Source organism: Streptomyces sp. NPDC043861, assembly GCF_056435905.1.
In genome coordinates this window covers 85,270-111,604 of sequence record NZ_JBWKDP010000015.1, presented here as the reverse complement: position 1 = coordinate 111,604, position 26,335 = coordinate 85,270, and the positions used below count along the sequence as shown (strand labels likewise).

At 68.6% G+C, this 26,335-nt stretch carries 29 protein-coding genes and 3 pseudogenes; 11 read left to right on the top strand and 21 right to left on the bottom strand.

Annotated elements, in window-relative coordinates; genetic code table 11:
* Window positions 1–35: 35 nt before the first annotated feature.
* A complete protein-coding gene (locus AC068D_RS28960; protein WP_478826042.1) occupies window positions 36–491 on the bottom strand; it encodes a YybH family protein in 456 nt (151 codons plus the stop codon).
* A 24-nt stretch (window positions 492–515) separates the two neighbouring features.
* On the opposite strand from AC068D_RS28960, the gene AC068D_RS28955 reads away from it, so the two are divergent.
* The 3 genes from AC068D_RS28955 (at window position 516) to AC068D_RS28945 (ending at window position 2,756) form a co-directional block, all read left to right on the top strand.
* On the top strand, window positions 516–917 hold the full coding sequence (locus AC068D_RS28955) for a winged helix-turn-helix transcriptional regulator (RefSeq protein WP_478826041.1): 402 nt from the start codon (window positions 516–518) through the stop codon (window positions 915–917).
* Window positions 918–1,546: 629 nt separating this feature from the next.
* On the top strand, window positions 1,547–2,140 hold the full coding sequence (locus AC068D_RS28950; RefSeq protein WP_478826040.1) for a hypothetical protein: 594 nt from the start codon (window positions 1,547–1,549) through the stop codon (window positions 2,138–2,140).
* Window position 2,141: 1 nt separating this feature from the next.
* Window positions 2,142–2,756: a hypothetical protein gene (locus AC068D_RS28945; protein WP_478826039.1), complete on the top strand. Its 615-nt coding sequence runs from the start codon at window positions 2,142–2,144 to the stop codon at window positions 2,754–2,756.
* Between the two features lie 478 nt (window positions 2,757–3,234).
* On the opposite strand, the gene AC068D_RS28940 is transcribed toward AC068D_RS28945, so the two are convergent.
* The 3 genes from AC068D_RS28940 to AC068D_RS28930 form a co-directional block, all read right to left on the bottom strand.
* Complete coding sequence (locus tag AC068D_RS28940) at window positions 3,235–3,774, bottom strand: NUDIX hydrolase (RefSeq protein ID WP_478826038.1); 540 nt, start codon at window positions 3,772–3,774, stop codon at window positions 3,235–3,237.
* Window positions 3,771–3,965 carry a hypothetical protein gene (locus tag AC068D_RS28935; RefSeq protein WP_478826037.1) on the bottom strand — a complete coding sequence of 65 codons (195 nt, stop codon included), beginning with the start codon at window positions 3,963–3,965 and terminating at the stop codon, window positions 3,771–3,773. Before AC068D_RS28935 ends, AC068D_RS28940 begins: the two co-directional genes overlap by 4 nt.
* A gap of 96 nt (window positions 3,966–4,061) precedes the next feature.
* Window positions 4,062–5,057, bottom strand: coding sequence for a hypothetical protein (locus AC068D_RS28930; RefSeq protein ID WP_478826036.1), 996 nt, complete (start codon window positions 5,055–5,057; stop codon window positions 4,062–4,064).
* 133 nt (window positions 5,058–5,190) lie between these two features.
* On the opposite strand from AC068D_RS28930, the gene AC068D_RS28925 reads away from it, so the two are divergent.
* The 3 genes and pseudogenes from AC068D_RS28925 to AC068D_RS28915 form a co-directional block, all read left to right on the top strand.
* Window positions 5,191–5,328, top strand: a complete 138-nt coding sequence (locus AC068D_RS28925) for a hypothetical protein (protein ID WP_478826035.1) — start codon at window positions 5,191–5,193, stop codon at window positions 5,326–5,328.
* Window positions 5,329–5,408: 80 nt separating this feature from the next.
* Window positions 5,409–6,362, top strand: coding sequence for an immunity 49 family protein (locus tag AC068D_RS28920; RefSeq protein WP_478826034.1), 954 nt, complete (start codon window positions 5,409–5,411; stop codon window positions 6,360–6,362).
* 245 nt (window positions 6,363–6,607) lie between these two features.
* Window positions 6,608–7,003, top strand: a pseudogene (locus AC068D_RS28915) (TetR-like C-terminal domain-containing protein); the annotation flags it as partial.
* Window positions 7,004–7,745: 742 nt separating this feature from the next.
* Here AC068D_RS28915 and AC068D_RS28910 read toward each other — a convergent pair.
* The 3 genes from AC068D_RS28910 to AC068D_RS28900 all read right to left on the bottom strand — a co-directional run bounded on the left by AC068D_RS28910 (window position 7,746) and on the right by AC068D_RS28900 (window position 9,096).
* A complete protein-coding gene (locus tag AC068D_RS28910) occupies window positions 7,746–8,342 on the bottom strand; it encodes a hypothetical protein (protein WP_478826033.1) in 597 nt (198 codons plus the stop codon).
* Window positions 8,339–8,605 carry a hypothetical protein gene (locus tag AC068D_RS28905; RefSeq protein ID WP_478826032.1) on the bottom strand — a complete coding sequence of 89 codons (267 nt, stop codon included), beginning with the start codon at window positions 8,603–8,605 and terminating at the stop codon, window positions 8,339–8,341. The genes AC068D_RS28910 and AC068D_RS28905 overlap by 4 nt, the downstream gene beginning before the upstream one ends.
* Window positions 8,606–8,682: 77 nt before the next feature.
* Window positions 8,683–9,096: a hypothetical protein gene (locus tag AC068D_RS28900; RefSeq protein WP_478826031.1), complete on the bottom strand. Its 414-nt coding sequence runs from the start codon at window positions 9,094–9,096 to the stop codon at window positions 8,683–8,685.
* Window positions 9,097–9,277: 181 nt separating this feature from the next.
* On the opposite strand from AC068D_RS28900, the gene AC068D_RS28895 reads away from it, so the two are divergent.
* A complete protein-coding gene (locus AC068D_RS28895; protein ID WP_478826030.1) occupies window positions 9,278–9,469 on the top strand; it encodes a hypothetical protein in 192 nt (63 codons plus the stop codon).
* Between the two features lie 431 nt (window positions 9,470–9,900).
* On the opposite strand, the pseudogene AC068D_RS28890 reads toward AC068D_RS28895, so the two are convergent.
* Window positions 9,901–10,059, bottom strand: a pseudogene (locus AC068D_RS28890) (ABC transporter substrate-binding protein); the annotation flags it as partial.
* 1,025 nt (window positions 10,060–11,084) lie between these two features.
* Between AC068D_RS28890 and AC068D_RS28885 the strand changes: the two are divergent.
* Window positions 11,085–11,249 (top strand): hypothetical protein, encoded by a 165-nt coding sequence (locus AC068D_RS28885; RefSeq protein WP_478826029.1) that lies wholly within the window; start codon window positions 11,085–11,087, stop codon window positions 11,247–11,249.
* Between the two features lie 339 nt (window positions 11,250–11,588).
* Here the strand turns inward: AC068D_RS28885 and AC068D_RS28880 are convergent, their stop codons facing one another.
* On the bottom strand, window positions 11,589–11,792 hold the full coding sequence (locus AC068D_RS28880; RefSeq protein WP_478826028.1) for a cold-shock protein: 204 nt from the start codon (window positions 11,790–11,792) through the stop codon (window positions 11,589–11,591).
* A 656-nt stretch (window positions 11,793–12,448) separates the two neighbouring features.
* Entirely contained in the window at window positions 12,449–13,570 is a 1,122-nt protein-coding gene (locus AC068D_RS28875; RefSeq protein WP_478826027.1) for an amidinotransferase, read from the bottom strand.
* A gap of 239 nt (window positions 13,571–13,809) precedes the next feature.
* On the opposite strand from AC068D_RS28875, the pseudogene AC068D_RS28870 reads away from it, so the two are divergent.
* Window positions 13,810–14,256 (top strand): annotated as a pseudogene (locus AC068D_RS28870) (serine hydrolase domain-containing protein); the annotation flags it as partial.
* Window positions 14,257–14,463: 207 nt separating this feature from the next.
* Here the strand turns inward: AC068D_RS28870 and AC068D_RS28865 are convergent.
* The 3 genes from AC068D_RS28865 to AC068D_RS28855 all read right to left on the bottom strand — a co-directional run bounded on the left by AC068D_RS28865 (window position 14,464) and on the right by AC068D_RS28855 (window position 16,315).
* Complete coding sequence (locus AC068D_RS28865; RefSeq protein WP_478826026.1) at window positions 14,464–14,880, bottom strand: hypothetical protein; 417 nt, start codon at window positions 14,878–14,880, stop codon at window positions 14,464–14,466.
* A 113-nt stretch (window positions 14,881–14,993) separates the two neighbouring features.
* A complete protein-coding gene (locus tag AC068D_RS28860; RefSeq protein WP_478826025.1) occupies window positions 14,994–15,488 on the bottom strand; it encodes a hypothetical protein in 495 nt (164 codons plus the stop codon).
* A 416-nt stretch (window positions 15,489–15,904) separates the two neighbouring features.
* Window positions 15,905–16,315, bottom strand: coding sequence for a hypothetical protein (locus AC068D_RS28855; protein ID WP_478826024.1), 411 nt, complete (start codon window positions 16,313–16,315; stop codon window positions 15,905–15,907).
* A 189-nt stretch (window positions 16,316–16,504) separates the two neighbouring features.
* On the opposite strand from AC068D_RS28855, the gene AC068D_RS28850 reads away from it, so the two are divergent.
* Window positions 16,505–17,134, top strand: a complete 630-nt coding sequence (locus AC068D_RS28850; RefSeq protein ID WP_478826023.1) for a TetR/AcrR family transcriptional regulator — start codon at window positions 16,505–16,507, stop codon at window positions 17,132–17,134.
* On the top strand, window positions 17,131–17,739 hold the full coding sequence (locus AC068D_RS28845) for a DUF2867 domain-containing protein (RefSeq protein ID WP_478826022.1): 609 nt from the start codon (window positions 17,131–17,133) through the stop codon (window positions 17,737–17,739). Before AC068D_RS28850 ends, AC068D_RS28845 begins: the two co-directional genes overlap by 4 nt.
* 105 nt (window positions 17,740–17,844) lie before the next feature.
* On the opposite strand, the gene AC068D_RS28840 is transcribed toward AC068D_RS28845, so the two are convergent.
* The 8 genes from AC068D_RS28840 to AC068D_RS28805 form a co-directional block, all read right to left on the bottom strand.
* The gene (locus AC068D_RS28840; RefSeq protein WP_478826021.1) at window positions 17,845–18,702 is read right to left on the bottom strand and encodes a hypothetical protein; all 858 of its coding nucleotides are present in this window, start codon (window positions 18,700–18,702) and stop codon (window positions 17,845–17,847) included.
* A 105-nt stretch (window positions 18,703–18,807) separates the two neighbouring features.
* Complete coding sequence (locus AC068D_RS28835) at window positions 18,808–19,359, bottom strand: hypothetical protein (protein WP_478826020.1); 552 nt, start codon at window positions 19,357–19,359, stop codon at window positions 18,808–18,810.
* Window positions 19,356–20,633, bottom strand: a complete 1,278-nt coding sequence (locus AC068D_RS28830; protein ID WP_478826019.1) for an MCE family protein — start codon at window positions 20,631–20,633, stop codon at window positions 19,356–19,358. Before AC068D_RS28830 ends, AC068D_RS28835 begins: the two co-directional genes overlap by 4 nt.
* Window positions 20,630–21,922, bottom strand: a complete 1,293-nt coding sequence (locus AC068D_RS28825) for an MCE family protein (RefSeq protein WP_478826018.1) — start codon at window positions 21,920–21,922, stop codon at window positions 20,630–20,632. Before AC068D_RS28825 ends, AC068D_RS28830 begins: the two co-directional genes overlap by 4 nt.
* Window positions 21,919–23,076: an MCE family protein gene (locus AC068D_RS28820; protein WP_478826130.1), complete on the bottom strand. Its 1,158-nt coding sequence runs from the start codon at window positions 23,074–23,076 to the stop codon at window positions 21,919–21,921. The genes AC068D_RS28825 and AC068D_RS28820 overlap by 4 nt, the downstream gene beginning before the upstream one ends.
* A 17-nt stretch (window positions 23,077–23,093) precedes the next feature.
* A complete protein-coding gene (locus AC068D_RS28815; RefSeq protein WP_478826017.1) occupies window positions 23,094–24,074 on the bottom strand; it encodes an MCE family protein in 981 nt (326 codons plus the stop codon).
* Window positions 24,074–25,117, bottom strand: coding sequence for an MCE family protein (locus AC068D_RS28810; RefSeq protein ID WP_478826016.1), 1,044 nt, complete (start codon window positions 25,115–25,117; stop codon window positions 24,074–24,076). Before AC068D_RS28810 ends, AC068D_RS28815 begins: the two co-directional genes overlap by 1 nt.
* Window positions 25,114–26,334, bottom strand: a complete 1,221-nt coding sequence (locus tag AC068D_RS28805; RefSeq protein WP_478826015.1) for an MCE family protein — start codon at window positions 26,332–26,334, stop codon at window positions 25,114–25,116. The genes AC068D_RS28810 and AC068D_RS28805 overlap by 4 nt, the downstream gene beginning before the upstream one ends.
* Window position 26,335 lies beyond the last annotated feature (1 nt).

Sequence of the window (26,335 nt, the reverse complement as noted above, 5' to 3'; positions counted from 1 at the left end):
CAGGGGAAGGATGACGAGGCAGCCGAGTCCGCTCCTCAGCCGGGCGGACCGAGGCCATCGGCCCGGGGAGGCCTGTCCGCAGTACCGAACGGGTTGTCGATCACGTACCGCCACAGGCCGTCCGGGCCGCGCCGGGCCACATCCGTGGCGGTGCCTTCGATGTGGACGTGTTCTCCGTCCGGACCCTCGCCGTCGATGACCCAATCGACGATGAGCAGCGCGATGTCGTCGGCGACGTAGGTGTGCCGAGGGCGAACGCTCATCGGCAAACCCAACGACTGGAACGCGGCGTTCGCGGCCCAGAGTTCCGCTCCGGTGACCGACTCGCCGGCGCGCGTGACGAACACGGCGTTCTGGTCGTAGACGGCGGCGAGGGCCTGCGGGCTGCCGGAGTTGAACGCGGCCTCGAGGACCGAGGGATGTTGCGCCGCGTGGGATGTCAGAGCGACAGTAGGGGCATGATCGTGCGCGAAATCCGTGTTGATGTCCACAACGGCAGTCAAGCCCGTGCCGACGTGGGTGACCAAACGGAAACCGACAGCCGGGGCTGGGACACCGGCTTGGTCCCCTCCGCGCCGGGCCGCACGGTACGCCCGGACGCCGACTGCCCGGTGGAGATCGCCCTGGCGGCGATCTCCGGCCGCTGGACCACGCTCGTGCTGCGTGAACTGATGCATTCCGACCACTCCTTCGGCGCTCTGCGGGAGAGGTTGCCGGACATCAGCTCCAAGGTGCTCACGGACCGGTTGCACATCCTCAGGGAACGCGGCTTGGTCACCCAGGAGCGCCTCCCGGGGTTCCCGGTGCGCACGCGCTATGCGCTGACCGAGGCCGGCCGGTCCCTGCGCCCGCTCCTCATCGAGCTCTACCGCACGGGCGAGATGCTGAGGGACGGCGGGCGCGGCGCGTCGCTGTGAGGGAATCCCCTGGACGAAAGTCCTGTTCCGGTCAGGCGATCGCCACAGAGGGTGACCTGCTCCCACAGCCCGGTTCACGCAAGAGCTGATCCTGGTCCACGGCGTACGCCGTACGTCCGGTTCCGATTGGGCATACCTGTGTCCGCCTGCAGCGTCCCTGCTTCGGCGGGGCATTTTCCTTGTTCGGATTCGCAGGCCCCGACACGTCGAGTCGGGACCTTCGCGCGCTGGTACGAGGGCAAGCCAGGTGGACATGGAGCTGGTCTTGTTGCGGGTCGTGCTGCTGGTGTTGTGGTGGCAGCGCTGGCGTTGGTTGCCGTCAATGTCCACGGGCACATCGTCGGCCGACTGGTGGAGCTTGCACGCCGCAAGAATCTCCCGCACCCGGCGTGTGCCAGTGGCACTCGGAAATCCGGCGTTGTTGGGGATCAGGAAGGCGTTCTCGGCTCCGATCGTCGCCACAACGAAGCGGCGAATGTCGTCCCGGACGGCGTTCTCGTACCCAGTCGCAGTGCTCGAGCGGCGCTGGACGCCGTCCGGTCGGAGGCGGCCGACGGGCCCGGGGTGGCGGAGCGCGCTGTCACAGGCTGGTGAGACAGTGGGTGGCATTGATCGAGAAGGAGTTGCACATGGGTGACTACTACGAGCGCATCATTGATGTCGAGGTGTCCCAGGAGGAGGCGGGTCCGCTTGCCGAGCGGATGGTCGACTGGATGGTCGGCGAAGGCCTGCTCACACGGCAGATGTCGGGCGACGCGATGTACAGCTTGCAGGTGGATCAGGGCCATGTGCACGGACCGAACTGGGCGCGGGCCGCCGAGGACTGGGGCGACGACCACATACCCGGACCGGTGGCGGTGATCGTCGGGCGTGACCACCATGTCGGGGGGCAGGGGGAGGACACCGCGGAGTACGCGGACTGCCCACGCTGCGAAACCCGGACCGTGTTCATCGACTATCCCGAGGCGTTCGAGCCCAACGAGGAGGTGTGGCAGCCGTTCCGGGCTGCTGTCGACACATGGAAGGAGACGGGCGAGGGCAGCGCCGGATGCGCCGGCTGCGGAGCGGCGGTACCGATCGCGGAGTGGCAATGGGATTCCGATTTCGCTCTCGGGGCGCTCGCCTTCGACTTCTGGGGATGGCCGCCGCTCACGGATGAGTTCGTCGCCGAGTTCGGACGGCAGTTGGGACACCGCACCGTGCAGCACATGGGGAAGTTCTGACATGGGTGACCGATTCCAGACAATCGTGGACCGCGATGCCACAGCTGCAAGCGCTTCGGCCCTCGCCGAGAGCGTGGTCGCATGGCTGGTCGCGCGGGGGATCGTGCTCGCCGAACGGACCGACTGCGTACCCGGGCAGCCGCTGGGCCACCTGCCCGGCCCCCGCTGGGCGGAGGCCGTTTCAGCTTCGGACGATGACCCGGAGCCGTCCGGCGGCTTGGTCGTGAGCACCGGACGGACCGTCTTCAACGGGGGCCAGGACGCTCCGGAGTGGGCCGACTGCCCGAGCTGCGGGGCCAGCAGCATGTTCAGAGCAGTGGTCCGGGGCGATCTGTGGGACGACGACGAGCCGTCCCATGGTGCCGGTGATCAGGAGTGGCAGCTCTTCTCGGAGGCCATCGACGCCTGGCACGCCACTGGGGAGGGAAGCGTCGAGTGTCGGAACTGCGCCGTCGACGTAGAGGTCACCGACTGGAGTTGGCAGCCCGGCGCCTTCGCTGTGGGCCACCTGGGCCTGGAGTTCTGGAACTGGCCGGAGTTCCGGCCGGAATTCAGAGCCGAACTCGGCCGGCGGCTGGGGGACCACCGGACAGCCTTGGTGTGGGGCAAGCACTGACGCCTTGAGCGGACATGACGGTGGGGCGGCGTCGTGCCTCCGCCCCCACCTCTCAAACCATGGCGGTGCCGCCACTGCTGGCTCGGCATGGCAGCCCACCTCCGAACTCCGTTGCGTCCCCGAGCCTTTGGGCTGCGCCTCCGGTGCCGCGGGGATACACAGCTGGTCATGTCGACATCGCTGCACGCCGGGCAGTCCCGTGTCGAGCCGAGCAGGGCGGGTGAGGCCCGCAGCAGATCCCGAGCGGGTCGTCGGGACCTGGACTTTCATGCCATGCCGACAAGCCTGCGGGCCACGCCATCGGCCGGTCCGAGGCGGGCTGACCACCAGATCCATCTCGCGCTGCGGCAACTGCAGACGGGTGGCTCGAAGAGTAGGGCATCCGCGTCTCATCGTGAGCGGATTCGGCAGCCAGCCCTACACCGCCGTTGTCCGCGAACGCGCGTGCCGACGGCGAGGCTCGTGAGATGCATCCCGGTCAGCTCCCGGTGACGGCACCGTTCCGGACATGGCCAAGGTCGATGGGCGTCGCCGGTGCACCGCCTTTCCGCATGCCGACGAGCAATTCGGGCAACTGCGGCGGCCACAATGCCTCGGAATCACCGGACAGGTCATCTGGAGACCACCATCGCCACCGGAGGATTTTGTCTGTGGCATGCGAAGCAGCAAGGTCGCCGACTGGATCTCGACGAGGGCCATGAGCGAGGAAGATGTGCTCGTGTTGGCGAACCGGCACCCCTGCTCTGGTGAAGTCGTGTTCCCACAGGCACAGCACGGTGCCGTCCACCTCGACGTCGGTCCATCCGGTCTCCTCGCGCAACTCACGCTCAGCTGCTTGCAGAGGTGACTCGCCCGGCTCCAGCCCGCCGCCGGGCATCGCCCAGTGGACGCCGACTTCCTCGTTGTCGTACCGGAACATGAAGATCGATCCCGCTGGGTCCAGGACCGCGACTCTGGCTGCTTGTCTGGGTATCCGCACCGCGTCAGCCTGCCAGTGCCGAACGCTGCTGTCGATCATGTCAGGGTCGCCTGCAGGCAGCCCACCACCGTGCCGTCGCCTCCCCGGTTGTCGGCGACTTCGACCAGGACCAGCATTTCGTGGCGCTGGTCCGCGTCAATCGCCGCGAAGCCGAGCTTGTAGGCCTTCGTGACCGTAACCGTCGCCGGGTCCACCACCATCTCCTCGTCCGGCGAGCAGTTTCTGTACACGTCCTGGACGTACAGATCGCCGTCGCCGCCGACGCCGAACGAGAAGCGGCTTGCCAGGCGAGGTCAGTTCACCCCGTGCCCGGAGCAACGACCGGGTCACGAAGCAGTCGCCTGATCGGACGTACAAGTCCCAGGGGGCGTGCCCCGGGTGTCACCGTCGAGTTCATCCTCGCGTTCGTCCCTGTCGTCGGGCACCGCCTCGTGGTCGGCGGCCCGGTGGTGGTACGCGTCCGCCCACCAGTCGTCGTCCACCCATTCCTCGTCCGCGTCACCCCCCTCGCGCTGCGGCGGCCCCGTTCGTCCCGGTCGGGCGCGGACTCCCCGCTCGGTGTCCCACCGCCTGCTGTGGTCGCCGATGCTCATGAGGACGCGAAACCGCTGCTGCTCGTCCAGCGCGGCGAGGGACGGATGCGGCTCTGCGCGGATCCGGTCCCCCAGCGGGTCCTCGCATGCCGTGCGCGCACGGACCGCCTGGTGGGCACCGTCAGCGAACCAGAGCGCCGCCAGGCCCGCGGCGGCCGCCGCGGCGGCCGCCCATTCCAGGAGGCCGTGCGGGCGCACCATCACCAAGAGCACGGCCGCCAGGATCCAGAAACTCACCAACAGGGTGACGCCCATGCAGGCGCAGCAGGCCATCAGCTGCCGCCCATCGCCGTCCGGCATGCGCGGAATCTCCGGCAGCAGGGCGTCCCGCTCGCTCCGGTACGCGCTGCGCCGCGCCTGGTACTCCTCGTCGTACCGGTCGATCCAGCCGATCGATACCGGCTCGGGATCCTGCCGGCGCACGGCCTCCAGCAGGGCAGCAGGCAGCGGATGAGCGGGCGTCCGGCCTGGGTCGCGGCCCGCCTCGGTAAGGAGCGCCACCCCTTCCCGGTCGATGTCGAGGCACCCACCGAGCAGCAGCTCGGCGGCGGCTGCCTCGGTCGCCCGGGATTCCAACGCGGCGGCGTGGTACGGCTCGAGGTCCAGGGCGGCGACCAGCCCGAGGATCTCGCGCCGGATCCGGGCCCGCCGCCGCCACCGGAGGCCGATGGCCCCGTACAAGGCGGCGGCCACGGTGAACACGGATACGGCAAGAACGAGTGGGAGCACGCCCCGAGGCTACGTCCGCGGCGGCCGGAGCCGACACGGAATATCTGGCCCGCCGGCGTGCCCACCGGGCGTCCCCTGGCCCGTCGTTGAGGGCGTCGGGCGAGCGCAAGCGGTTCTTCGTCAGGCCGACTTCGTGCCCGTGCTGGAGCACTTCCCCGGTTCGACCGCCGACCTGTCGGCAGAGACGGTCACCCGCCTCACCCAGCAGAGGCAGGCCGACCATGCCGGGTTCGGCGAGCATGACTTGTCCAAGGCGGCAGGGTGGCGATGACGTGGAGCCAGATCTTGGGGGCTCGTAGCCGTTGATAGCGTGCCACTTCCCGACGGGATCGATCAAGACAGGACGGAGCCGTGCAGGAAGTGGCGTACCACGCGGTGAGCGAGGAGCGCATCGCCCAGGCGCTCGACGATATCGAGGGGCGGGCCTTCAGCCGGTGGCACAGCATGCGCTACGACGCCTTCTCCCTCAGGAGACTGCGGGAGTTGGGCGACGAGCTGCTCGACCACGTCGCCGCGCGCGCCCTGGAGGACGGCGCGCTCGACGAGCCGTCGCGCACCGTGCTGCGGACGGCGGCGGAGTGCTCGCTGGGCGTGATCAGCCTCGGCTGCTACCCCAACGGCGACCAGGAGATTCCCCTTCCGCTCGTCGGCGAGCAGCTGACGAGCGAGGAGATCGCCTTCCACGCCGTCGTCGGCGACGCCCCCACGGCCCGGACGTGGCTCGACACGTTCGCGGCTGCTGTGGTCAGCGGCCTGGTGTGGGACTGGCAGCGGGTTGTCGGACTGCTGCTGCGCGGCGACCTCGCGCCCGCGATCCGCGACGGAGTGCCGTACTCGAAGCTGACGTCGACCTCGGAGCCGGCCGACCTGGCCGCGATGGAGGCGCTGTGCGCCTACCTGACCGAGGCGAGCGGGCACCTGCCCCGCGACTGGCCGACCGTGCCCCTGCGCAGGCCGGACGCCAAGGAGCGCGCCGAGGCGGCCGGGCGGCTGGACACTGCCGGCGCCCTGACGCCAGATCAGCGGCTGCTGCGCGTCCTGCTCGACGACGATCGGAGCGCCTTCGAGCAGGCCCTCGTGGCCCGGCTCGCCGAGCACCGGGAGAGCGTCGGCACGGACCCCGCTCCGCGGACGCTGCTGCCGCTCGACACCCTCGCCCTCGCGGCCCTCGCGGTCCAGGTGCACGGGTGGGAGCTGGAGGTCCGCTCCGGCTACCTGCCGCACGGCATGCTGGGCAGCACGGACGCGCTGCGGCGGGCCGCGGACGAAGGCGAGAACAACCTCGGGTACTGGCGCGCGAAGTAGCGGAAGCATTGGCAGGGGCCGCCTGCGGGGCCGCAGTGCGTGCTCGAGCACCAGTGCGTGGCAGGCGGTGCCACCGGTCGCCGCGATCACCTTCCGTGCCGCCGTCGAAACTCCGGAACGGTGGCCCATGGCGCGGCAGAGGGACCGCGCCATGGTGGTGGGGCAGCCTCTGGCGGCTGCTCGTAGCACTGCCCGGCGCAGGCGGAGGGTCTGGATCTGCACGTCCAGGGCGTCAGCGTGTGCTTCGGTGGGGAGACATGCGGGAACTCCTCTCCGATGTGGCCGTGGAGCGGCTCCGCCCGGAATCGGCACCGGCCGACATGGGAAGCCTGCACGGCGACCTGGAAGCATGGGCCGTGCAGTTCCTGGAGGAGATGTCCTCGACGGCAGGCCGCGCCTACATCCGCGACGCACTCGCTGACGATCCCGACGGCAGCAACGCAGGCCGGTGCTCCGCCTACGCCGTCGAACAGGTCGAGGCCATCCTCACCCGCGCGCGCGAACGCGACGAGCCGGCGCCCGCCGTCGATGTGGTCATCGACCACGTGGTGGCGCCGATGATGTACCGCATCCTCTTCCGCCCCGGCCTGCTGGACACCGACTACACCCGCTCGCTGGTGGACGAGGCCCTCACGGGCTGATGCCTCTGTGCCTCAACGCCGTGTGAGGCTGTGACGTCGTGTGCGGCCCACAGAGGGACCATCAGCTGAAATCACTCCGGTCCCTCGACACCTCATTCGCGCCATGCTCACCAACAGACCTTCGCCCAGATGGCGTTGAGGTCGCCGGCGTTACAACTTGTCCGTGTGTCGCCCGTAGAATCTCTGGACACGCAGAAGGAGCCCTGCAGCCCCGACTCGGTTTCCTAGGCCATGTGGTCGGGAGGGCTCCCTACGTGTGAACACGACCCCGAGAACAAAGGAGCAACGTGTCTCACGTGAAACAGGTTAGCAAGTTCTGTCGCGCGGTGTGCTACTCGAGTGGCACACGCCTTGACCTGCCCGGACGCATCGAACGACACCAGCGAGAGATCCGCCTGCGCTTGATCTACGGATCCGTCAGCGCCTTCGGCAGTTGGGGCGCGGGCATGATCATCGCTTGGTGGATGGCGCGCTAGCGATCGGACAGCCCGAGGCCCCGACTCCACTGTGGTGTCGGGGCCTTCGTCGTACCCGCCCCGGTATCGACGTCGGCACCGGAGCGAATCTGTATCTGTGGGTGCTACTGATGCGCTTCGATGGTGCCAACCCGCGGTCAGTCGGCAGCGGGTGCCAGGCGGAGCGGCATTGCGCGCCTGATCCCTTTACTTTCCATCCCATCAAAGCAGGCCGACCCCCACGTACCTGACCTTGGGTCGCGTGCGGCAGCCGTCGCAGCGCGGCGCTAACGGGAACGGCTCGTGCGGCTCCGAGGGAAACGCTGAGCTCTTGCGCGGCGGGAGCTCGGAGGCGCGAAGCTCTCTTCGGTGCCGTGCGGCGAGGGTCCGGAGAATCCCTGCGGTACGGCGGGCTTGGCCAGCTCGGCGGATGATTGAGCCGTTTTCTCGCCTGAGGTCCTGGGCGGGCGCGCCGCGCGGCCGACGATGCGGGCGTGGGGCAGGAGGGGTGCGCAGGTACCGCAGACCTCGGCGACCGTCCAGACCCGTCCGACGGTCGGGTCGTGCCGTACGACGAGGACGATCCCTCCGGCGCAGTGGACCCGCTGGTCTGCGTGACCGGCGCACTGCTGGGCGCGGCACTGGCAGGCAGCGTGCTGGCGGACGTTGGCCGCGCGGGCGTGGGCGGCAGCGTGCGCGGCGGCGAATGCGCGAAGGTCGGCAATGTTCTTGGACCGGGGCGGCATCCGGCAAGCAGTGATGGAGCAGGTGACGGCGGCGGTCTTGTCGCTGTAACCGGTCAGTCGGATGATCCAGGACCGGCCCGGGGCGCGGTCGGTGGAGGGGTCGCTGTACGCCGTGTTCACGGGCAGCCTTCCATTCATGATCGTGAGGATGTCCGTCCCCTATGGGATACCCGGCAGCAAACCAAAAGAGCGCCGACGACCAACTCTGCCTCAGCCATGGGGAGAAACGTGCATCGCCTCGCTGCCGCCACCGTGATCGTCGACGGCGGCCCTGCAGCACCCCACTTCTGCCGACTCGTGTGGTTGCGGGCGGCTGTCGCGACGGACTCCGATGAATCGGCCAGCAGCCGCGTCAGGTCCTCGGCCGGGAGCCGGGGATGGGTCGCTGCCGCACGGCGCACCGTGTGATCGGGAGCCAGCCGGGGGCCTGGCCGGGCGTGTGTCCCATCCGTCGTTGTCCCGCCGACCTGGCTCCCGGTCAGCGGCAGTACCCGTGTGCGGTGCCCATGATCTGGGCGGTCTGCTTCGAGGTGGTGCCGAGTTCCTTCATCGTCTTCTTCGCCTGGTCGGCGAGCGCCACGCCCTGGGCGGCACAGAAGGCATTGCCGTGGATGAGAAGCGCTTCGTCCTTGATGCTTGCCATGTCCGGATAGTTGTCCCGAATGGTCTTGAGATAGAGCTTGGACAGAACGTCTGTCAGCTGGCGCGGCTTGGCGCGGTCCGTGGAGGATCCCGCCGGAGTGCCTTCTTGAGAGGTTTCCGAGGGTGCGCCGGCAGCCGATGCCGCGGGGGCAGGGGCGCCGGAGCGGTTGTCGCCGGAGTCGTCGCACGCCGAGGTGCCAAGCAAGGTCACCGTCAGGCAGAGGATGAGCACAGGCAGGCGCTTGTACATGAATCTCCTGGTCGAGGGGGCAGCGGCGCTCATTCTCACCCGTGGCCGGTGGGTACGGCGAACGGATTCCTCGCCCTGTTCGCCGCGTTCAGCGCGGCAGGACCGGCCCGACGGTATGAGTTGGTGCGGGGGGCGTATGGGCGTTTCGGCCAGAACGTGCCAGGGTCGCGGATCCCCGCGCATGACCTCCGCAGCACACCCGCTCGATGTTCTGGCCGCGCTCTTCGAAGGCGACGGCAGCGCCGAGTACTTCGGCGAAGCCGTCACCCAGGCCGGTGCCCCGAGGCCGCCGGGGCTCCGCCGCACCTCGTTGCCGCCGCTCTGTTGCACGACGTCGAGCACTTCCAGGGTGCCATCACGGGCCGCGACCTGATGGAACGCGGCACCGACAACCGGCACAGCCACCGGAGCCGACTGGCTCGGCGAGTGGTTCGGCCCGGAAGTCACCGAGCCCGTACGGCTGCACGTTGCCGCCAAGCGCTACCTTTGCGCGGTCGAGCCCGGTTGCTTCGACCTGCTGTCCCAGGCCTCCGTGCACACCCTGGAGGTACAGGGCGGGCCGATGACCGCCGACCAGGTACGGGACTTCGAGACACACCCGGGGGCGCGCGACGCCGTCGCCGTACGCCGCTGGGATGAGCAGGCGAAGGACCCCGAAATGCTCACCCCGGACTTCGCCTACTCCCGGCGCCGCTACTGGAGGGACTGCTTCGCCCCGGCCCCGGCCGCTGAGCCGGCCGGGGCAAGCGTTCTGTCCCGACGCCCGCCCTGCTGCCGGGGGAGGCGGCACGCGGCTCTTGCGACGCTGTACAGGTACTCCTGCCACAGCCGGGCCGCGGCGGGGTGCGGCGCGTCCTTGTTGATCGCCTGCGAGTAGTACCGGGCGTAGACGCCGTCCGAGGGGACGGCGACCTTCCAGTCGAGGCCCTTGGCTTTGAACTGCTCCGCGTAGCCGGAGTTGAGGGTGACGGGGGCGGGCAGCACGGTGGAGTCGGGTCGGAGGCTGTGACGTCCGTGCTCGGGTCCTGAGCCTGTGCCGACCGCTCCCCCGGAAGGGGGAGGCGGATCGTTCGGGCGGTTGATGCTGCGCCGGCGGGGTCGATGGGACGTTCGGAGCGTGAGGGAAAATGAACAGGCGTTGGCGGCCCTCCGGGGCGTGTGGTGGCATGGATGGCCGCGTTGGGTTGGCCCGCTCTCAGTGCTCTGGGCGGTGGCGTACTCCGTCTTCGGCTTCGCCTGTGCACTGACCGGGACGCCGCTGTTCGAAGGCGGCGGCGCCCGGGCGTCCTCCGCGCTCGACTGGGCTGTCGTGGCGGTGGGCACTCTGGCGGCCCTGACCTGTGCGGCGGTAGTGCGCCACGGGTTGCGTCCGGGGCTGCGGGCGCTGCTCTGGACCGCAAGCGGGCTGTCCGGTGTCGCCGCGTTCGGCTTGCTGATGGACGTGATCACGCTGATATTCGGTCAAGGTGTGGACAGTTGGGCAGCAGCCGCGAACCATGCGCTGGCAGCCATCGGCGCGTTGCTGCTCACGGCAACCGGCCGCTCTCGCCACCGCCCCCCTCGCGGGGCCCTCGCACCGGCACCGTCCTGCGCCCCCGCGCGAGTCCAGCGCGCTGTCCTTGCGGGGACGTTGGCCTTCCTGCCGTACACCGCAATGAAGTTGCACTGGGCGCTCGGAGGCACCTTCGCCGGGGTGCGCAGCGAGGAGATGCTCACGATCTCCAAGCGCAACGGCGCCTCGGGATCTGGCTCACCCTCGCGTCCTGGGGCCTGGACGCCACCGCGTTGCTGGCCGCACTCGGCGTCTTGCTGCTCTGGGGCCTGGTCCGCCCCTGGGGGCAGGTATTCCCGCGCTGGACGCTGCTTCTGCACGGCCGACGCGTTCCGCGCTGGCTCCCGCTGGCCCCGGCCCTGATGGGCGCCGCCACTCTCGCTCCGTACGGGGTTCTCGGGGTCTCGGCTATCGCGCGCTGGCCACGGCCGGCGTGGTGACCATGCAGCCGGGCGACTTCCCTTCCTCGCAGGACGCGCTGACGGTCAGCTGGATCGGCATGACCGCGTTCGCCGTGTACGGAATCACACTGGCCATCGCAGCCCGCTCGTACTGGCTCCGAACCCGTCCGACCGGCCAGGCCGATCCTTGCGCCGAATGAAATCCAGGGCCACTCACCTCCCCGCTCACTGGCCGCCCCTGGGGCAGACCAACTGGCCACTGACGGGAACGTACATCCGGACAGAGGTCTGTCTTCGGAACTGCAGCGTCGCGGGCACCGGCTGCGAGCATTGCACCGCGTGGGAGAACTACGGCTGTTTTCCGTAAGCCCTGTCCCGCGTCGGCCCGGAGTGCGTAAGAACGGGTCTTCGTACTCCCGTACGCCGCCCTGCCGACAGCACTGGGCGGCGCCCCACGACGGGGATGGCTTCGGGATCTCGCGGCCGTTCCGCGCAGGTGCCCTCGCCCCGGCTAGGCGGGGGCACCAGAGGCCTTCGGCTCAAACGGGAGTGATGTTCTCGGCCTGGGGGCCCTTGGGCCCCTGGGTGACGTCGAATGTCACCTTCTGGCCCTCCTGCAGCTCACGGAAGCCGCCGCCGGAGATGTTGGAGTAGTGGGCGAAGACATCGGGGCCTCCTCCGTCTTGCTCGATGAATCCGAAGCCCTTCTCCGAGTTGAACCACTTCACAGTTCCGCTGGCCATGGACGTCCTCCAAGTGACTCGGGGTACGGTCCCCCCACCGTGTGGGGACCGGAGGTGATCGCCGGGTCCTCAGCGATGCTCAACAGCAAAACCGCCCGTACAAATGCTTACGGGCGGAAGGGACTTCGGAACCACGACAGCTGGAGGCGAAGCTACACGGGCTTCGCCCCCGCTGCCGCGAAAACCCGCCGTATTCTGCGGGGTGTCGCCTCACCGGCTGGTGGACGGGGACGACGTCTGGCCACAGAAGGAGAGGGCGCAGGGCTGAAAGGGTGAACGGCCCCCCGCGGGCGCGGGTGCGGCTGAGCCACTCGTTGGAATTTGTCCGGCGTGGTGAGAAGGATGGCTCCGAGAGCCTCCGATCCGGGCATTCGATCTGAAGCCCCGGTCCCCGGCCGCATCTCTCAAGGCGCACCAAGGCCGGCCCCCCGCTGAGGCGCTGCCCTTGCTGCGCCGGGTCGCCGACCAGGCCGTCTGGAGTTCACTCACGCCGACCCCGAGGCCTCGACCGTTTCGCCGAGTTCCTCGCGGATGTCTCCCACCCGCTCGCGCAGTTCCGCCGGGGTGGGCGTTCCGAAAAGAGCCATGCAGGCGGGCCGCCAGGGCCAGGGCCAAGGTCCGGCCGACGCGTTGCGGGCGGCGATGGGCGAGGCCGATCAAGGGAAATAGGATTCGAGCGTGCCGCGGCGCCGGACATCGAGGGTCGCGCAGTGGAATGAGCCACCGAACGGCGCGTAGTGCAGCAGGTTGCAGGGGATGGGCTCGAACCCCCACTTTTCGAGCGCCTTGAGCATGCCGGTGTGGTGACGCTCCGCGATCACCCGTTTGTCGTCGATCATGAGGACGTTCATGCTGAGCCACTTGCCGCACATCGAGGTGATTTTGAGCAGGTGGTCGTCGATCGGGTCGGGCTCGGGGGCGATCAGGATGTCCCACGAGCTCAGGACGTCGGGCAGGCGGTTGACGTCGATGTACTCCGGATTGACCAGTACTTTGCCGGGCGACAGCGGAACGAACGTCGTGTCGATGTGCATCGGTGTGCGGCAGCGACTCTCGATCTCGTGGATGCGATAGCCGGGTCCGAGGTGGCGGCGCAACCAGTCGATGCCCATCTCGTTGGTGACGTTGCTCCGCATGGCGAAGAGATCGCGTCCTGCGCGCACGAAATCCGCCGCGTCGAACACCGGCTCGAACTCGGTGAGGATGTAGCGCATAGGCTCGCCGACCTCGGGGGCGCGGAAATTCGCCTCGAACGATGCGCCGGCGAGCCGCGGCTTCGGCGCCGCCGTCCAGCGGGCGCCGCGCCGGAAGTAGTCGGTGAGGATCGAGCGATAGGAGTGGGTCTCGAAATATCGGCACGGCCACGCCATTGGGGTCTCGATGATCTCGTCGCCGATCACGAGCATGCTGTCACGCGGGCAGGTGTTGCCAAAACCGCGCGACGACCAGTCGGGGGTGCCGAATCGTTGCCTGTGGTCGACCGCGTCCGGGCGCGTGACCGTGATGCCCAGGGACTGCAGGAGAGCAATGAACTGATCGAGCTCCTGCTGCGCTGGCTCGATCAGCTTGCGCGGGAACTTGAAGCCCGCGGCGAGCCCGTGCAACCGTGCGGCCCATGAGGGGATATTGCACGCCACGACCGGGTGGTTGGAGGGGATCGTCGCGCCGTCGAGGCGCCCGACGATGATTTCTTCCAGTGGATCCCACTCGTTGTGTGAATTGACGGGCGAGACGTGGTGTTCCTCAGGGCTGCCGACCGTGCCCGATGGCGCCGACATCACTCGTATTCCAGAGCCCACGAAGGGGTGCTGCCGCTTGCGGCAGCCGAAGAAATACCGGGCTTTTGCACTACCACCACGCTCCATCGCTTTCGTTCACAGAAGGAGGGAACTCGATGGTATTCGACCTGATGCCCAAAGCCAGGCAGCGCGGTGGCTCGCAACGCCGAGACGTCAAGTCGTTGAAACGTTCGGTGTTCCCTGCTTGGTGAGTCCCATGTACATGCGTCCGAGGCCTTTTGCGGGGCGGTTCGGGGGTGGAGTTCCGGCCCAGCCGGGTGGGCGGGGGCGATGACGGTGGCCGCGGCGGCCGTCTGGCCTGGTTGGTGAGGGGCTGGTGGCGCGGGCTCCCATCGCCCTCATCGCCCTCATCGCCCTCATCGCCCTCATGGCGCCGTGGGCCGCGTGGCACGATCGTCAACGTCTGGTCCGTCACCAAGACGTTGACTGCGCTGTGCGCGCTGGTTCTCGCCGACCGTGGCGAACTCGATCTGGCCGCGCCGGTCGCCCGGTACTGGCCGGAGTTCGCCGCGGCGGGCAAGGAGAAGGTGCTGGTACGCCACCTGCTCGCGCACACGGCCGGCCTGCCCGACTGGGACGGGCCGGTGGCCGAGCTGTACGACTGGACGTCCGCCACGGCACGACTGGCAGCGCAGGCTCCGCAATGGGAGCCGGGTGGAGCGTCCCGCGCTCCCGGACCGGAGCAGCAGCGAGGGCTGCGCGAGATCGGCTCCACTCTGCGGGCCACGGCGCCTGACCTGATTCGCCACCAGCCTGCCCGCAACCCGTCCGGCAAGCCGTGACGGTCCGCCAGATTCGGCGGACCGTCACGGAAAGGCTGGGGCTGTCGACCTTTCTAAGAGACCGACAGGTCACCCATGAGGCGGATCGACTTACTCCGTGAAGACTTTCCACGGCGAGCACTTCACGGGAGAAGTGTCTTCAACTCCGTCAAACGTGCATACCTTGATCCGATAGACCCAAGGCTTCTGGACATCACGCTTGAACTCACTGTAACTGATGTAGCCGTTACCGTTGTACGAGGTGTGCAGCCGGTTCCAGCCGCCAACGGCATCACCCACCTCGAGGTAACCCCGGACACCGTGCCCGTCAGCGTAGTTGTCGTAGACGCGGAAAATATCTCCGTCGTCGACGTGGACCATGGCGGCCGAGTGCCCGTTCGGTGCACTTGAGTTCTTCAAGTACACCCAGGTGTTGCCGCTGGCGGCCAAGGCTTCAGTACTGAACCCCAGGGCGACCACAGGGGCAGCGATCAGCGCCGAAACGCGAAGTGACCAAGACTTGAACAAAGGAACTCCTCGGTCGGTGGAATTTTGTGCGACACCAAATTGCGGCCGAGTGCCATGAGCGTCACTTGTCGACTCATTCAAGGAAGCAACCAGGCGACTCGCGGAAAATTTCGTTACTCTGTGAAAGTCTGACGGATTGAGCATTTGTTGGGAATGGAATCTTCTATTCCGTCCACGGTGCACACCCTCATCCGGTACTGCCGATTGGGCTTGACGTCGTACCTGAACTCGCTGTAGGAGATATAACCCCTGCCGTTGTACGACTCGTGCACTCGTACGTAACCGCCTTCCAGTGGCTTGAGCTCATCAAGGTAGCCCCGGACGCCGTGCCCGTCAGCGTAGTTGTCGTAGATGCGGAAAATATCTCCGTCGTCGACGTGGACCATGGCGGCCGAGTGCCCGTTCGGTGCACTTGAGTTTTTCAAGTACACCCAGGTGTTGCCGCTGGTGGCCAGGGCTTCAGTACTGAACCCCAGGGCGACCACAGGGGCAGCGATCAGCGCCGAAAGGCGAAGTGACCAAGACTTGAGCAAAGGAACTCCTAGGTCTGAGGATTTGATTGGACTAGAGAATGCCATGAGCATGCCAAAGCTAATCGTCAGCTGCACAGCATTCTTTGGCAGGGAAGCGGATGCACCGGCGGTCGGTTGGGAACACGTCCCAGCCAGCCTCCTCTCCACACCCAGCCGTATCGGCCCTGGTTGCAGTTCTGCCGATGGTCGTGAGTTCTCCCCTGTTGGTCGATGCACTACTGGATACGCGGACGCGGTGACGACTCTTCGCTCACCGTCCCGGCGCCGTAGGTCCCCTGCGCCGGCCGCCGCGTCATCGACTCTCTCGCGGCCGCGGCGCAGCCACCACCGTCATGTTGTTGCACTGCAGGAAGCTGAGCCGTGCAGAGGCACCCCTGCCCGGACGTCGCCAAGGCCAGGCGGCTGGAAGGGCAGTTCTATCCGCCTTCCAGCTGAGCCATGAGAGGGCAGACCGTTACTCGTTTGCCCGAGCGGCCGGACGAACGCCGGGACTATCGGCTTGGGCTCGGCTGGGGTGCCCGGTGTGCGTCGCGAAGGAGATCGGGGGCCAACTGGCGGTGCTTCCTGGCCAGCGGTGGCCAGATGCGCGAGGCCACCGGGCGGTCGTACTGGATGAACGTGGCGAGCGAGACGTGTTCGTCATCGGCCTGGACGACCAGATGCCCGGTCAGGAACCGGGAACGGGCCTCGAGTCTGATCCAGTCGTCGCCACGGTCGGCGATCCGCCATCCGGCCACCCGGTCGGGTGAGGCCCTGAGCCGCAGGCCGAGCAGTACCCGCCAGATGAACTGTCCCCCGCGGCCCGCCACGTCCTCGAACAGGACCCTTGCCCATTGCTCCGGCGATCTGCCCGGCCGGCCGCCGGTCATGGTGAAGAGATCGACGTAGCTGGGATCGGTCATGGTGCTGAGGGCGCGGATCCGCTCCGGGACCGGCTGCTGTTGGCGGACGGCCGGGACAAAGGCTTTGCCCGCTCTCGAGTCACGTGCTGGTTCGACGTTCATACGGCCCCCGTTGTGGTCTGACTGCTCAGCGGTACGACGATGCTAACCTACGTGCATGTACGTATGTAAGTGGAGGGGGTGGTGGTGATGGCCGGGAAGCCGGAGGGGGTTCGCCGGACGCAGGCAGACCGGCGAGCCCGGACCAGGGCCGCTCTGCTGGAGGCCGCGGCGCGGGGGCTGTCGTTGTACGGGTACGCCAATCTGGTCCTGGACCGCGTGGCCGGGGAGGCGGGCTATACGCGCGGCGCCCTGTATCACCTGTTCGCCAACAAGGAAGAACTTGCGCTCGCGGTGGTGAAGTGGGTCGAGGAGACCTGGGAGGCCGAGGTGGGCCGTCTCGTCGCCGCTGAATCCGACCCTGTCGAGGCGCTGTTGGCGCTGGCGCGCGGGCATGCCGTCTACTGCCGCCGCGACGTGGCCGGCGTCCTGATGACCTTGAGGGTCGAGTTCGCGGGCCAGGACCATCCGGTCGGCCGGGCGATCACGGACAGCGTCGACCGGCTGGAAGCCGACTGCGCCGGCCTGATCGCCGCCGGGCGCAGCAGCGGGGCCATCCCGCCGGGGCCGCCGCCCGCCGAGACGGCGTCGGCCTATCTCGGCGTCGTCGAAGCGGTCGGGATCCAGCTCGCCGGCCACGCTCCCTACGACGTCGAACTCGCCGAAAGAGCCGTCCGAGGCGTGCTCAACCTGCCACCTGTCCTGGAGGTCCACACATGAGACTGGCCAATACCGCGCACACGTCGCGCCCGTGGCGGATCCACGAGATCACTCCCGACTTCGAGGTCGAGGACGTCTGGTTGCTGCCGACACCGGGCGGTCCCGACGAGTTCCCCCGGCTGGTGTCGATCATGGTCTCGGACGCGGAGTCGGAAAGCTTTCCTCAGGGCGCCCCCTTCCTGGTCCGTTGCCTCTGGACGGCCCGTCAGAAGATCGGAGGACTGCTGGGACTGGACCGCAAGGATGCCGGTGTGGACTCCCGGGTGCCTTCGCTCCGGGACCGGCTGCCGAGTGATCTGCGTACGGCACCACGGGGCCCGGATTTCACCGACGTGCCCTTCACCTCGCTGTATCTGCGCCAGGACGAGTGGGCGTCCGAGATGGCCAACCGGACCGTACACACCGTCATGCACATGAGCTGGGTTCCGGACGGCTCCGGCGGCTACCGCGGCCAGATGGCGGTCCTGGTCAAGCCGAACGGACGACTCGGTGCCGCCTACATGACCGCCATCAAGCCGTTCCGTTCCCTGATCGTGGTTCCGGCACTCATGCGCAGCATCGAACGCGAGTGGAAGGCCGGCGCCGCCGACGCCGCCAAGGCTTAGCAGCCGTCCCGCAAGGCGGGTTGTCCACCAGGGACGACCCGCCGCTCGGAACGCGCCCGGCTGTCCCGTCCTGGCTCGGAAGGTGCCAGGGCGCGTCCCGCGGGACTACAACGCGTCGACCCCTGCCACCTTCCAGCCGTCAGACGTCAGCGTGAGCGTCATCCGCACCCGGTTCAGATCGACGCGGGGCCCCTCGACCTGACTGCTCCGCGTCACCTGGTTCACGAAAAGCAGCACGATCGCCTTGTCGGACGAGGCCGACACCACCGACGCCGCGGGGGCGCCGCCTCCGGACGGGGACGCCACTGTCGCCTTGACCACCCCCTGGTACTTCTTCGCGGTCGGAGCCACCACGGTCTTGGTCGTCCTGCGGTACTCGTCACGGAAGGATCCGGTCAGATGTCCGCGCGCCGCGGCGAAGTCGCGGTCCAGATGCCGGTAGTCGTACGACAGGACGGCAGGCGCCGCTGTCCGCGCGGCCGCGAGTGCCTGTTGCCGTGCCTGCTCCGCCCGCCGGCCGTCCCAGTAGCCCTGGGCGAGCACGGCGGCCCCGACCAGGGAGGCTGCCGCCAGAACGGCGAGCAGGGCCATCACCAGCCTGCGCCGCCGGCCGCCCGAGGTCACGGCGGCGCCTTCGGCCTCCGGCTCCGCGGCCTCCGGCTCCGCGAAGTCCTGCTCCGCGGAGTCCTGCTCCGGCTCCGCGCCGGGAACGTACCGGTCGGAGTCCTCCCAGTCCGGTGCCTCCCAGTCCGGTTCGCCGGTGTCCGTTTCCGGGTCCTTCGTGCGCAGGGTGCGTCCGGAGACCGGTCCGGACGAGGACCGTCCGGTGGGCCGGTCCTCGGATACTGCCAGGGCGAGGCCGTCGCCGCGCGCGGTGCGCTTGGCCGCCGCTCGGGCGGCCGCGGTCATCGAGCGGCGAGCTGGGGAGCCGACGCCACGGCCTCGGGTGATCGGGTTCGCCACGGGCTTTCTCCTCACTGGTGGTGCGGGGGTACGGGTGTGCAGGGGGCTTGGTCGGCATCGGGAGTGCCTGTCGCGGCCCCGCCTTGGACGGGCTCCGGGCGCCCGTCAGCCGACGAACTCGACGTCGGACGTCAGCCATCGACCCCCTTCGAGCACAAGGTCGAGCTGCAGCCGGTACGTGCGCGCCTGGCCCTCGGGAGCGGCCGTGTTGGTCACCTTGCTGTCGGCGACCACCAGCACGCGGGCGGACTTCTCGTCGGCCCGGGTGATGCCGGCTTCGAGCACCTGCCCCTGGGACACCGACCTGTTCGCGGCGACCAGCTTCGTCAGTTCGCCCGTCTGCGCGGCGAACTCCTTCTTGAAGTCGCCGGTGGCGCCCTTCAGTACGTTCTCGCTGTCCTTCTTGTAGTGCCGGTGGTCGAGCGAGGTGAAGTTCAGGGCCGACTGGCGGGCCGCTGCCAGGATGTCCTGGCGTCGCTCTTCATCCGCTCGCTGTTCGTGCACCTGAAAGCCCAGCCAGACGGCGAGGACCGTCGTGACGACGGTCGCCGCCGCCAGCGACACGGGCATCGCCCTGCCACGGCCGGCGGCCTCCGCCGCCCTCGACCACAGTCGGCGCAGCAGCCGCGCCGCGCGCACCGCGAGGCTTCCTGTCATGCCATCGGTCCGACGAGCAGCCATTGCCACGAGTCCTTTCCGAATACGCTCTGTTCGCCGCCGGTCGAGCCGATCTCGACCAGCGTTCCGTCCGGCCCCGCAGCCGTGCCGGTCTCGGGGTCGTACGGGGTGACATGGGCGGCCCGGTCAGCGCCGGAGCCGCTGCGCCCCGAGTAGCCGGGCGCGTTCTGTGCGCCGCGCACCGAGGTGGGGCCGCCGCGCGGGGCCGAGCAGTGCGCCCCGGTGTTCGCGGGCCGGTCGCTCGTGTCCGCGGGGTCGCGTCGCTGGGTCCCGTATCCCTGCCGGCACGGCGGCGGTTCGTCCGCGTTGACCACCATCCCGAAGTGGGTGGTGCCGTCGCCCGGGATCACGGTGTAGCTGCCCGCCACCACCACGGGGAAGGTGACCAGGGCCTGCTCCACACCGGGCAGCCGCGCCACCGTGATCTGGCCGCCGCTGATCAGATTGCCCAGCAGCACCGGCAGATGGGGCCGGGTCGCCGTCAGCAGCGAGTTCACCTCCTGTGCCGCCGGAGCACCGGAGCCGATCAGCTTGCGGATGTCACCGTCGCTCGACTTCAACTCGGCGGAGAGCGCCGCGAGGTCGTGGGAGAAGGACTTGATGGCAGAACCCTTGTCGGCCTGTGTCTTGAGCACCTTCCGTGAGTCCTCGATCAGCGAGACCGTCTGCGGCAGGGAGCGGGAAGCGGACTCGACCAAGGCGTTGCCCGAGTCCACCAGCCGGCTCAGCTCGGGTCCGGTACCGGCGAACGCCTTGCCCAGTTCGTCCACCGTGATCCGCAGATCCTCCTTGCCGACGGAATTCACCAGCCGGTCCAGACTGAGCACGAGGTCCGTGGTGGGCATCGGGACCCTGGTGTCGTGGCGGGCGATGGTGCTGCCGTCGCGCAGATAGGGGCCGCCCGGGGCCCGCGGCTGCAGATCGACGTACTGCTCACCGACCGCCGAACGGTTCGCCACCACGGCCACGGTGTCCGCCGGGATGTCAGGCCCGTCCTCGATGTCCAGCGCTATCGAGACCCCGTCCCGGCCGGTGAGCCGCAGCTCCCCGACACGGCCCACTGGTACACCACGGTAGGTGACCTCGGCGCCGGGGAAGACGCCTCCCGAGTCGGCGAAGTCGGCCCGTACGGTGTAGCCGCGGTCGAGGAGGGCATCGGTCAGCCCCGTGTAGCGGGCTCCGACGTACGACACGCCGACGGCGGTGACCGTGGCGAAGGCGAACAACTGGATCTTGACCGTACGTGTGATCACGGCTGCATCCCCTTCAGCATCAGTTCCGCCAGGGCGAGATCGACCCCGGGCGGGAAGCGGCCCTCACTCCGGGTGCCGTACGACACATGACTGCCGGTGCAGACCGGCGGGCACAGCGGGGCGCCGTCCGAGGGCGGCGGGGGAGTGCCGGGCACGACCGGTGACGGCAGCGAAGTCGGCCGGGGGACTCCGGGCAGCTCGGGTACTCCGGGGATCTCGGGAACGGGAACGTCAGGGACACCCGGCTTCTTCGGGCCGCCCGGCTTCCCGGGTTTCTCGCCGAGATTCCCGTAGATGCCCGCCAGATCGAGATCTGCGGTGATCTTGAGGTTGACGTAGTCGCCCTTGATGGCTTCCGTCGCGTTGCGCGGGAACGGATACGTCGTCATGAGCTCCAGGGCGTTGGGCAGATCGTTGCCCGCCTTGTTCAGCTGTTCCAGGATCGGCCGCAGACTGCGCAGATTGGCCACCACGTCGTCGTGCGACGCATTGACCACCTTCGTGCCGGTCTCCCCGAGTTTCGACAGGGACGTGAGCATCGAGGTCAGCTTGGTCCGCTGGTCGGCCAGCACCTTCAGCGCGGGCGGGACGGTGTCGACGGCCTGGGCGATCGTCCTCTTCTCCCGCCCGAGCCGCTTGGCCAGCCGGTCGATGCCGTTCAGCGCGCGGATGATCTCCTTGCGCTGTGCGTCGAGCCCGCCGACGAAGGTGTTCAACTCCGTCAGCAGGGACTTGACCCGGTTCTCCCGGCCCTCCAAGGCCTTGTTGAGCTCCGTAGTGATCGTTTTGAGCTGGGCCACCCCGCCACCGTTGAGCAGGGCGGACAGCGCGGACAACACCTCTTCGATCTCGGGATTGCGGCCGCTGCGGGACAGCGGGATCCGGGCACCGTCGCCGAGCCTGCCGACGGGCACCGCGTCCGCCGGCGCCGACAGCGCCACGTACTTCTCGCCGAGCATGCTGGTCTGCCGCAACTCGGCGACCGCGTTGCCGGGAAGCTTCACCGACTCCGAGATGCGCAGACCGACCCGGGCGTGCCAACCGTTCAGCTCCACCTTCTCGACCGAGCCCACGGTGACGTCGTTGACCTTCACCGCGGACTGCGGCACGAGGTCGAGAACGTCCCTGAACTCGACGGTGACCCGGTAGGCGTCGCCGTCGGCGGCCGCTCCGCCGGGTAGCTCGATGTCGTACAGACCGTCGAAGTCGCAGCCCGACAGCAGCAGCGAGCCCGCCGCCGCCCATACGGCCGCACTCGTACGGAGCAGCCTCCTGCGCTCCACGCTCATGCGCCCGCCTCCAGGATTCCGCCAAGGGTCCGGTCGACGGAGCCGGAGCCGGACACCGGCCGGGTGCCGCCCGGTCCGAGCTCCGGCAAGGAGTCGAAGAGCTTCTCCAGGTCCCGGCAGTCCGCCGCCTTGCCGTCCCCGGTCGTCCTGAGCACCGAGCACAGCAGAGCGGCCGGGTCCTGCGGGTGGTCCGGGTTGTTGCGGGTGTCGAGGGTTCCGGAGGCCGGGTTGTAGGCGTTCTGCAGATTCGAAAGCCCCGCCGGGGCCACCTCCAGCAGCTCGGCCAGCGCGGCGCGCTGGGTGACGAGCACCTTGGTGACCTTGCTGAGGCCCTCCACATTCGACGTCAGCGACTTCTTGTTCTTCCTCACGAAGTCGGAGACATCGGCGAGCGCCACGCCCAGGTGCCGCAGCGCGGCGGCGAGGTCCTCGCGCTCCCCGGCGAGCTGGTCGGCCACGGTGGCCAGGCTGTCGTTGAACGACCGGACGTTCTTGTCGTCGGCGCCCAGCGCGGCCGTGAAGACCTGCAGATTGCGGACCGTGCCGAACAGGTCCTGCCTGCCGTCGGACAGCGTGGTCACGGCCAGCGAGAGATCCTCGACGGTCCGGTGCAGGTTCTCGCCCTGCCCCTCGAGGTTGTCCGCGCTCACGCCGAGCAGCCGGGACAGCGATCCGTCCTTGTTGGCTCCGCGCGGGCCCAGGGCCTCGGCAGTCGTGTGCAGACTGTCGAAGACCCGGTCCAGCTCGACGGGTACGGCCGTGCGCCGTTCCGTGATGACATCGCCGCTGCGCATCGCCGGCCCGGACCGGTACACCGGCAGCAGCTGGACGTAACGGTCGCTGACCACCGAGGAGTTGATGATCGCCGCCTTGGCGTCGGCGGGCACCTTCCGGCCGGCCTCGTACTCCAGTTCCACCCGCACCCGGCCGCCTTCCGGAGTGATCGCCTTGACCTCACCGATCCGTACGCCCAGCACCCGTACGTCGGAACCGGGATAGATGCCGACCGTGCGCGGGAAGTACGCCGTGACCCGGACCGGGTCCGGCTTCGGCCATATGACGAAGGCGACCGCGGCGACGACCGCCAGTGCCGTGGCCAGCGCCGCCCGGCGCAGCAGGCGCCTGCGCAGCGCACCCGAGTCCGGCAGACGCATACGGGGCAGACGCGTGCTCATGAGGAACCTCCCGTCCGCGGGACCACCGGGGTGGCGACCATGTTCTGGATGTAGCTGTCGAACCAGCGGCCGTTGCCGAGGGTGTTGGTGAAGACCCGCACATAGGGCGCGAGCAGCCTGACGCTGCGGTCGAGACCGGCCTGATTGCGTTCGAGCATGGTGACCACCGAGTTCAGGCCCGCGAGCGCCGGTCCGATCTCCTTGCGGTTGTCCTCGACCAGGCCGGACAGCTGGATGCCGAGGGCGGCCGAGCTCTTGAGCAGCGCGTGGATCGCCGCCCTTCGCCTGGAGATCTCCTTGAACAGCGCGTCACCGTCCTTGACGAGCTTGGAGAACTCGCCCGAACGTTCGGCCAGCACACCACTGACCCCGTTGGCATGACTGAGGAGTTCACGCAGCGCCTCATCGCGGGAAGCGACCGTACGGGAGATCTTCGACAGGCCCTTGATGGACGCCCGCACCTCGGCAGGGGAGTCCTCGAAGGTGGTGGAGATGGTCTCCAGGGCAGTCGCCAGCCGCTCCGTGTCGACCTTCTCCGTCGTCGTGGTCAGATCGCTGAAGGCCGCCACCACGTCGTACACGGAGGTCGTCCGGTTCAGCGGGATCTCGCTGCCCGGCGCCAACTGCCCGGACCCCTTCGGCTCCAGCGCGAGGTACTTGGCCCCCAGGATCGTCTTGACGCGGATGGCGGCGCCCGTCCTGCTGCCGAACCCGGGGTCCCCCTTGACCCGGAAGACCACCTTGACGTGGTCTCCGTCCAGATCCACCTCGTCGACCTTGCCGACCTTCACCCCGGCGATACGGACCTCGTCGCCGGGCTTGAGACCGCCCGCCTCCGAGAACGCCGCACTGTAGGTCTCGCCGTCGCCGATGAGCGGCAGGCCGTCCGCGTTGAACGCGGCGACCGCGAGGAGCGCCAGTGCGGTGAGGCCGACCGCCCCGATCACCACCGGATTGCGCTCGCGGAACGGCACCATCATGTGCACCTCGCACGGGCGACGTGGAGCTCGGGCGTGAGGACCTCACGGGTCTTCGGCAGCACGATCCGGCCGTCGAAGTCACAGAGGTAGAAGTTGAACCAGGAGCCGTACGAGGCCGTCCCCGTCAACTTGTTGAGCTTGTTCGGCAGCCGCTTCAGCACGCCCTCCACCGTCTTCTCGTTCTTGTTCAGCGTTCCGGTCAGATCGGTCAGCTCGGCGATGTCGTCGCGCAACGGCGGCCGGGCATCCTCCAGCAGGCCGGAAGTGGCCTCCGTCAGCTCGCCGATGTTCACCAGCGAGTCGCCGATGGGCTTGCGGTCGGCCGAAAGACCGGAGATCACCCGCTGCAACTGCTTGACCAGCCCGGAGAAACGGGCACCACGCTTGTCCAGCGTTCCCAGCACCGTGTTGAGGTTGTCGATCACCGAACCGATCAGCTTGTCGCGGTCCGCGAGCGTGGTGGTGAGCGAAGCCGTGTGCGCGAGCAGGCTGTTCACCGTTCCGCCCTCGCCCTGGAGCGTCCTGACGATCTCCGTGGCGAGCTGGTTCACGTCCTTCGGGCTCAGCGCGGCGAAGAGCGGCTTGAACCCGTTCAGCAGCGCGTTCAGATCGAGCGCGGGCTGGGTCCGGGACAGCGGGATCCGGCCACCCGGCGGCAGCCTGGTGGAGTCGCCTGCGCCCTCCGTCAGCGCGATGTACCGCTGCCCCACCAGGTTGCGGTACCGGATCACCGCGCCGGTGCTGGTGAGCAACGGGCGGTCCTGCGTGAGGGAGAAGGTGACCTCGGCGCGAGTGCGGTCCTTGATGCGGATGTCCTCCACCTCACCGACCCGTACACCGGCCACCCTGATGTCGTCGCCCTTCTCGAGGCTGGTGACATCACTGAACACGGCGCGGTACGTGTGCTCGGGAGAGAAGGAGACGGTGACGATCGTGGCCGCGAGCAGCGTCGTCGCGAGCACCGTCACCACGGCGAACAGACTGAACTTGATCAGCGGCGACGCGGTCTGCCTGGCGCCCTTGGCTCCTGCGGACGTCATGCGACACTCACCGCCGTACCCCGGGCCATCGGCCCGAACAGCAGCGTCGCCACCGCGGGCACCTCATCGGCCGGCACACCCATGACGGGCGACACGAGAGAACCCACGGCACGCTGCTCCGACTCCGTGGCGGACACCTGGGGCGCGCCAGACGTACCGTCGTCGAGCCTGGTGGCAGGTGCCGGGACCTGCGGATGGGGCATCCCGTGGCAGCTGGGCCCTGAACGCTCCGCATAGCGCGGTTCCTCGCCGGGCCGGTACGCCGGCCGGGGCCGGACGACTTCGAGAGTGATACGCATTTCTCCGCCTCTGAATGCCTGTTCCGACGCCGCCTCCTGCCTCACCAGGCCCTTGAGGAGACAGGGGTACTCCGGTGCGTAGCGCGCGAACAACGCCAGCGTGGGACGGGAGACCCGGCCCAGCGTGATGAGCCTCCCGGCGTTCTCGTCGAGGACCTCGTCCGTGGTCCTGGCGACGGTCGCCGTGGAGGTGAGCAGCTCGGCCAGCTGGTCCTGCTTCTCGACGATCGTGCGGCTCGTGGTGACCGTGTTCCGCACGATCCTCATCAGATCGGGAGCGGCGTCCCCGTACACCTCGGCCACATCGGCGAACCGTGAGATGTCCTCCTTGACCGAGGGCATATGGGGGTTGATCCGGTGCAGATAGTCCTCCAGGCGGGTGAGGTTGTCGCCGATCCGGTCGCCGCGGCCCTCGAGTGCCGTGGCGAATGCCGAGAGCGTGGCGTTGAGTTCGGCCGGCCGCACCGTGCGCAGCAGCGGCAGCAGGTCGTTCATCAGCTGCTGCAGCTCGATGCCGACCCTGGTGCGGTCCTGGGTGATGACGTCCCCTGCGCGGATGTGCCGGGCCGAGGACTCCCGGGAGGCCACGAGGTCGACGTACTTCTCACCGAACAGCGTCTTGGGCAGCAGCCTCGCCCGCACGTCGGACGGGATCCGGGCGATGTGTTCAGGCTTGAGCGCGATGTCGAGCGTCGCCTTCTCACCGTCCGCCCGCACCGCCCGCACCTCGCCGACCAACAGCCCGCGCAGCTTGACATCGGCCCGGGGCTCCAGCTGGTTGCCCAACGTGCCCGCCTCCAGCGTGATGCGTACGGCGGAGACGAACGCCTGTTGGTAGACGGCCACGGACAACGACAGCAGCAGCGCGATGACGGCGATGAAGACCATGCCGTACACCCTCAGTCTCACGATCCGCATC

What these genes read in the sequence shown, in the direction of transcription:
- AC068D_RS28950 (WP_478826040.1), top strand. Translation starts at nt 1,547, where the DNA reads ATGGGTGACTACTACGAGCGCATCATTGATGTCGAGGTGTCCCAGGAG.
- AC068D_RS28945 (WP_478826039.1), top strand. Translation starts at nt 2,142, where the DNA reads ATGGGTGACCGATTCCAGACAATCGTGGACCGCGATGCCACAGCTGCA.
- AC068D_RS28940 (WP_478826038.1), bottom strand. Translation starts at nt 3,774, where the DNA reads ATGATCGACAGCAGCGTTCGGCACTGGCAGGCTGACGCGGTGCGGATA.
- AC068D_RS28910 (WP_478826033.1), bottom strand. Translation starts at nt 8,342, where the DNA reads ATGAATGGAAGGCTGCCCGTGAACACGGCGTACAGCGACCCCTCCACC.
- AC068D_RS28900 (WP_478826031.1), bottom strand. Translation starts at nt 9,096, where the DNA reads ATGTACAAGCGCCTGCCTGTGCTCATCCTCTGCCTGACGGTGACCTTG.
- AC068D_RS28895 (WP_478826030.1), top strand. Translation starts at nt 9,278, where the DNA reads ATGACCTCCGCAGCACACCCGCTCGATGTTCTGGCCGCGCTCTTCGAA.
- AC068D_RS28880 (WP_478826028.1), bottom strand. Translation starts at nt 11,792, where the DNA reads ATGGCCAGCGGAACTGTGAAGTGGTTCAACTCGGAGAAGGGCTTCGGA.
- AC068D_RS28875 (WP_478826027.1), bottom strand. Translation starts at nt 13,570, where the DNA reads ATGTCGGCGCCATCGGGCACGGTCGGCAGCCCTGAGGAACACCACGTC.
- AC068D_RS28855 (WP_478826024.1), bottom strand. Translation starts at nt 16,315, where the DNA reads ATGACCGATCCCAGCTACGTCGATCTCTTCACCATGACCGGCGGCCGG.
- AC068D_RS28850 (WP_478826023.1), top strand. Translation starts at nt 16,505, where the DNA reads ATGGCCGGGAAGCCGGAGGGGGTTCGCCGGACGCAGGCAGACCGGCGA.
- AC068D_RS28845 (WP_478826022.1), top strand. Translation starts at nt 17,131, where the DNA reads ATGAGACTGGCCAATACCGCGCACACGTCGCGCCCGTGGCGGATCCAC.
- AC068D_RS28835 (WP_478826020.1), bottom strand. Translation starts at nt 19,359, where the DNA reads ATGACAGGAAGCCTCGCGGTGCGCGCGGCGCGGCTGCTGCGCCGACTG.
- AC068D_RS28825 (WP_478826018.1), bottom strand. Translation starts at nt 21,922, where the DNA reads ATGAGCGTGGAGCGCAGGAGGCTGCTCCGTACGAGTGCGGCCGTATGG.
- AC068D_RS28820 (WP_478826130.1), bottom strand. Translation starts at nt 23,076, where the DNA reads ATGCGTCTGCCGGACTCGGGTGCGCTGCGCAGGCGCCTGCTGCGCCGG.
- AC068D_RS28815 (WP_478826017.1), bottom strand. Translation starts at nt 24,074, where the DNA reads ATGGTGCCGTTCCGCGAGCGCAATCCGGTGGTGATCGGGGCGGTCGGC.
- AC068D_RS28810 (WP_478826016.1), bottom strand. Translation starts at nt 25,117, where the DNA reads ATGACGTCCGCAGGAGCCAAGGGCGCCAGGCAGACCGCGTCGCCGCTG.
- AC068D_RS28805 (WP_478826015.1), bottom strand. Translation starts at nt 26,334, where the DNA reads ATGCGGATCGTGAGACTGAGGGTGTACGGCATGGTCTTCATCGCCGTC.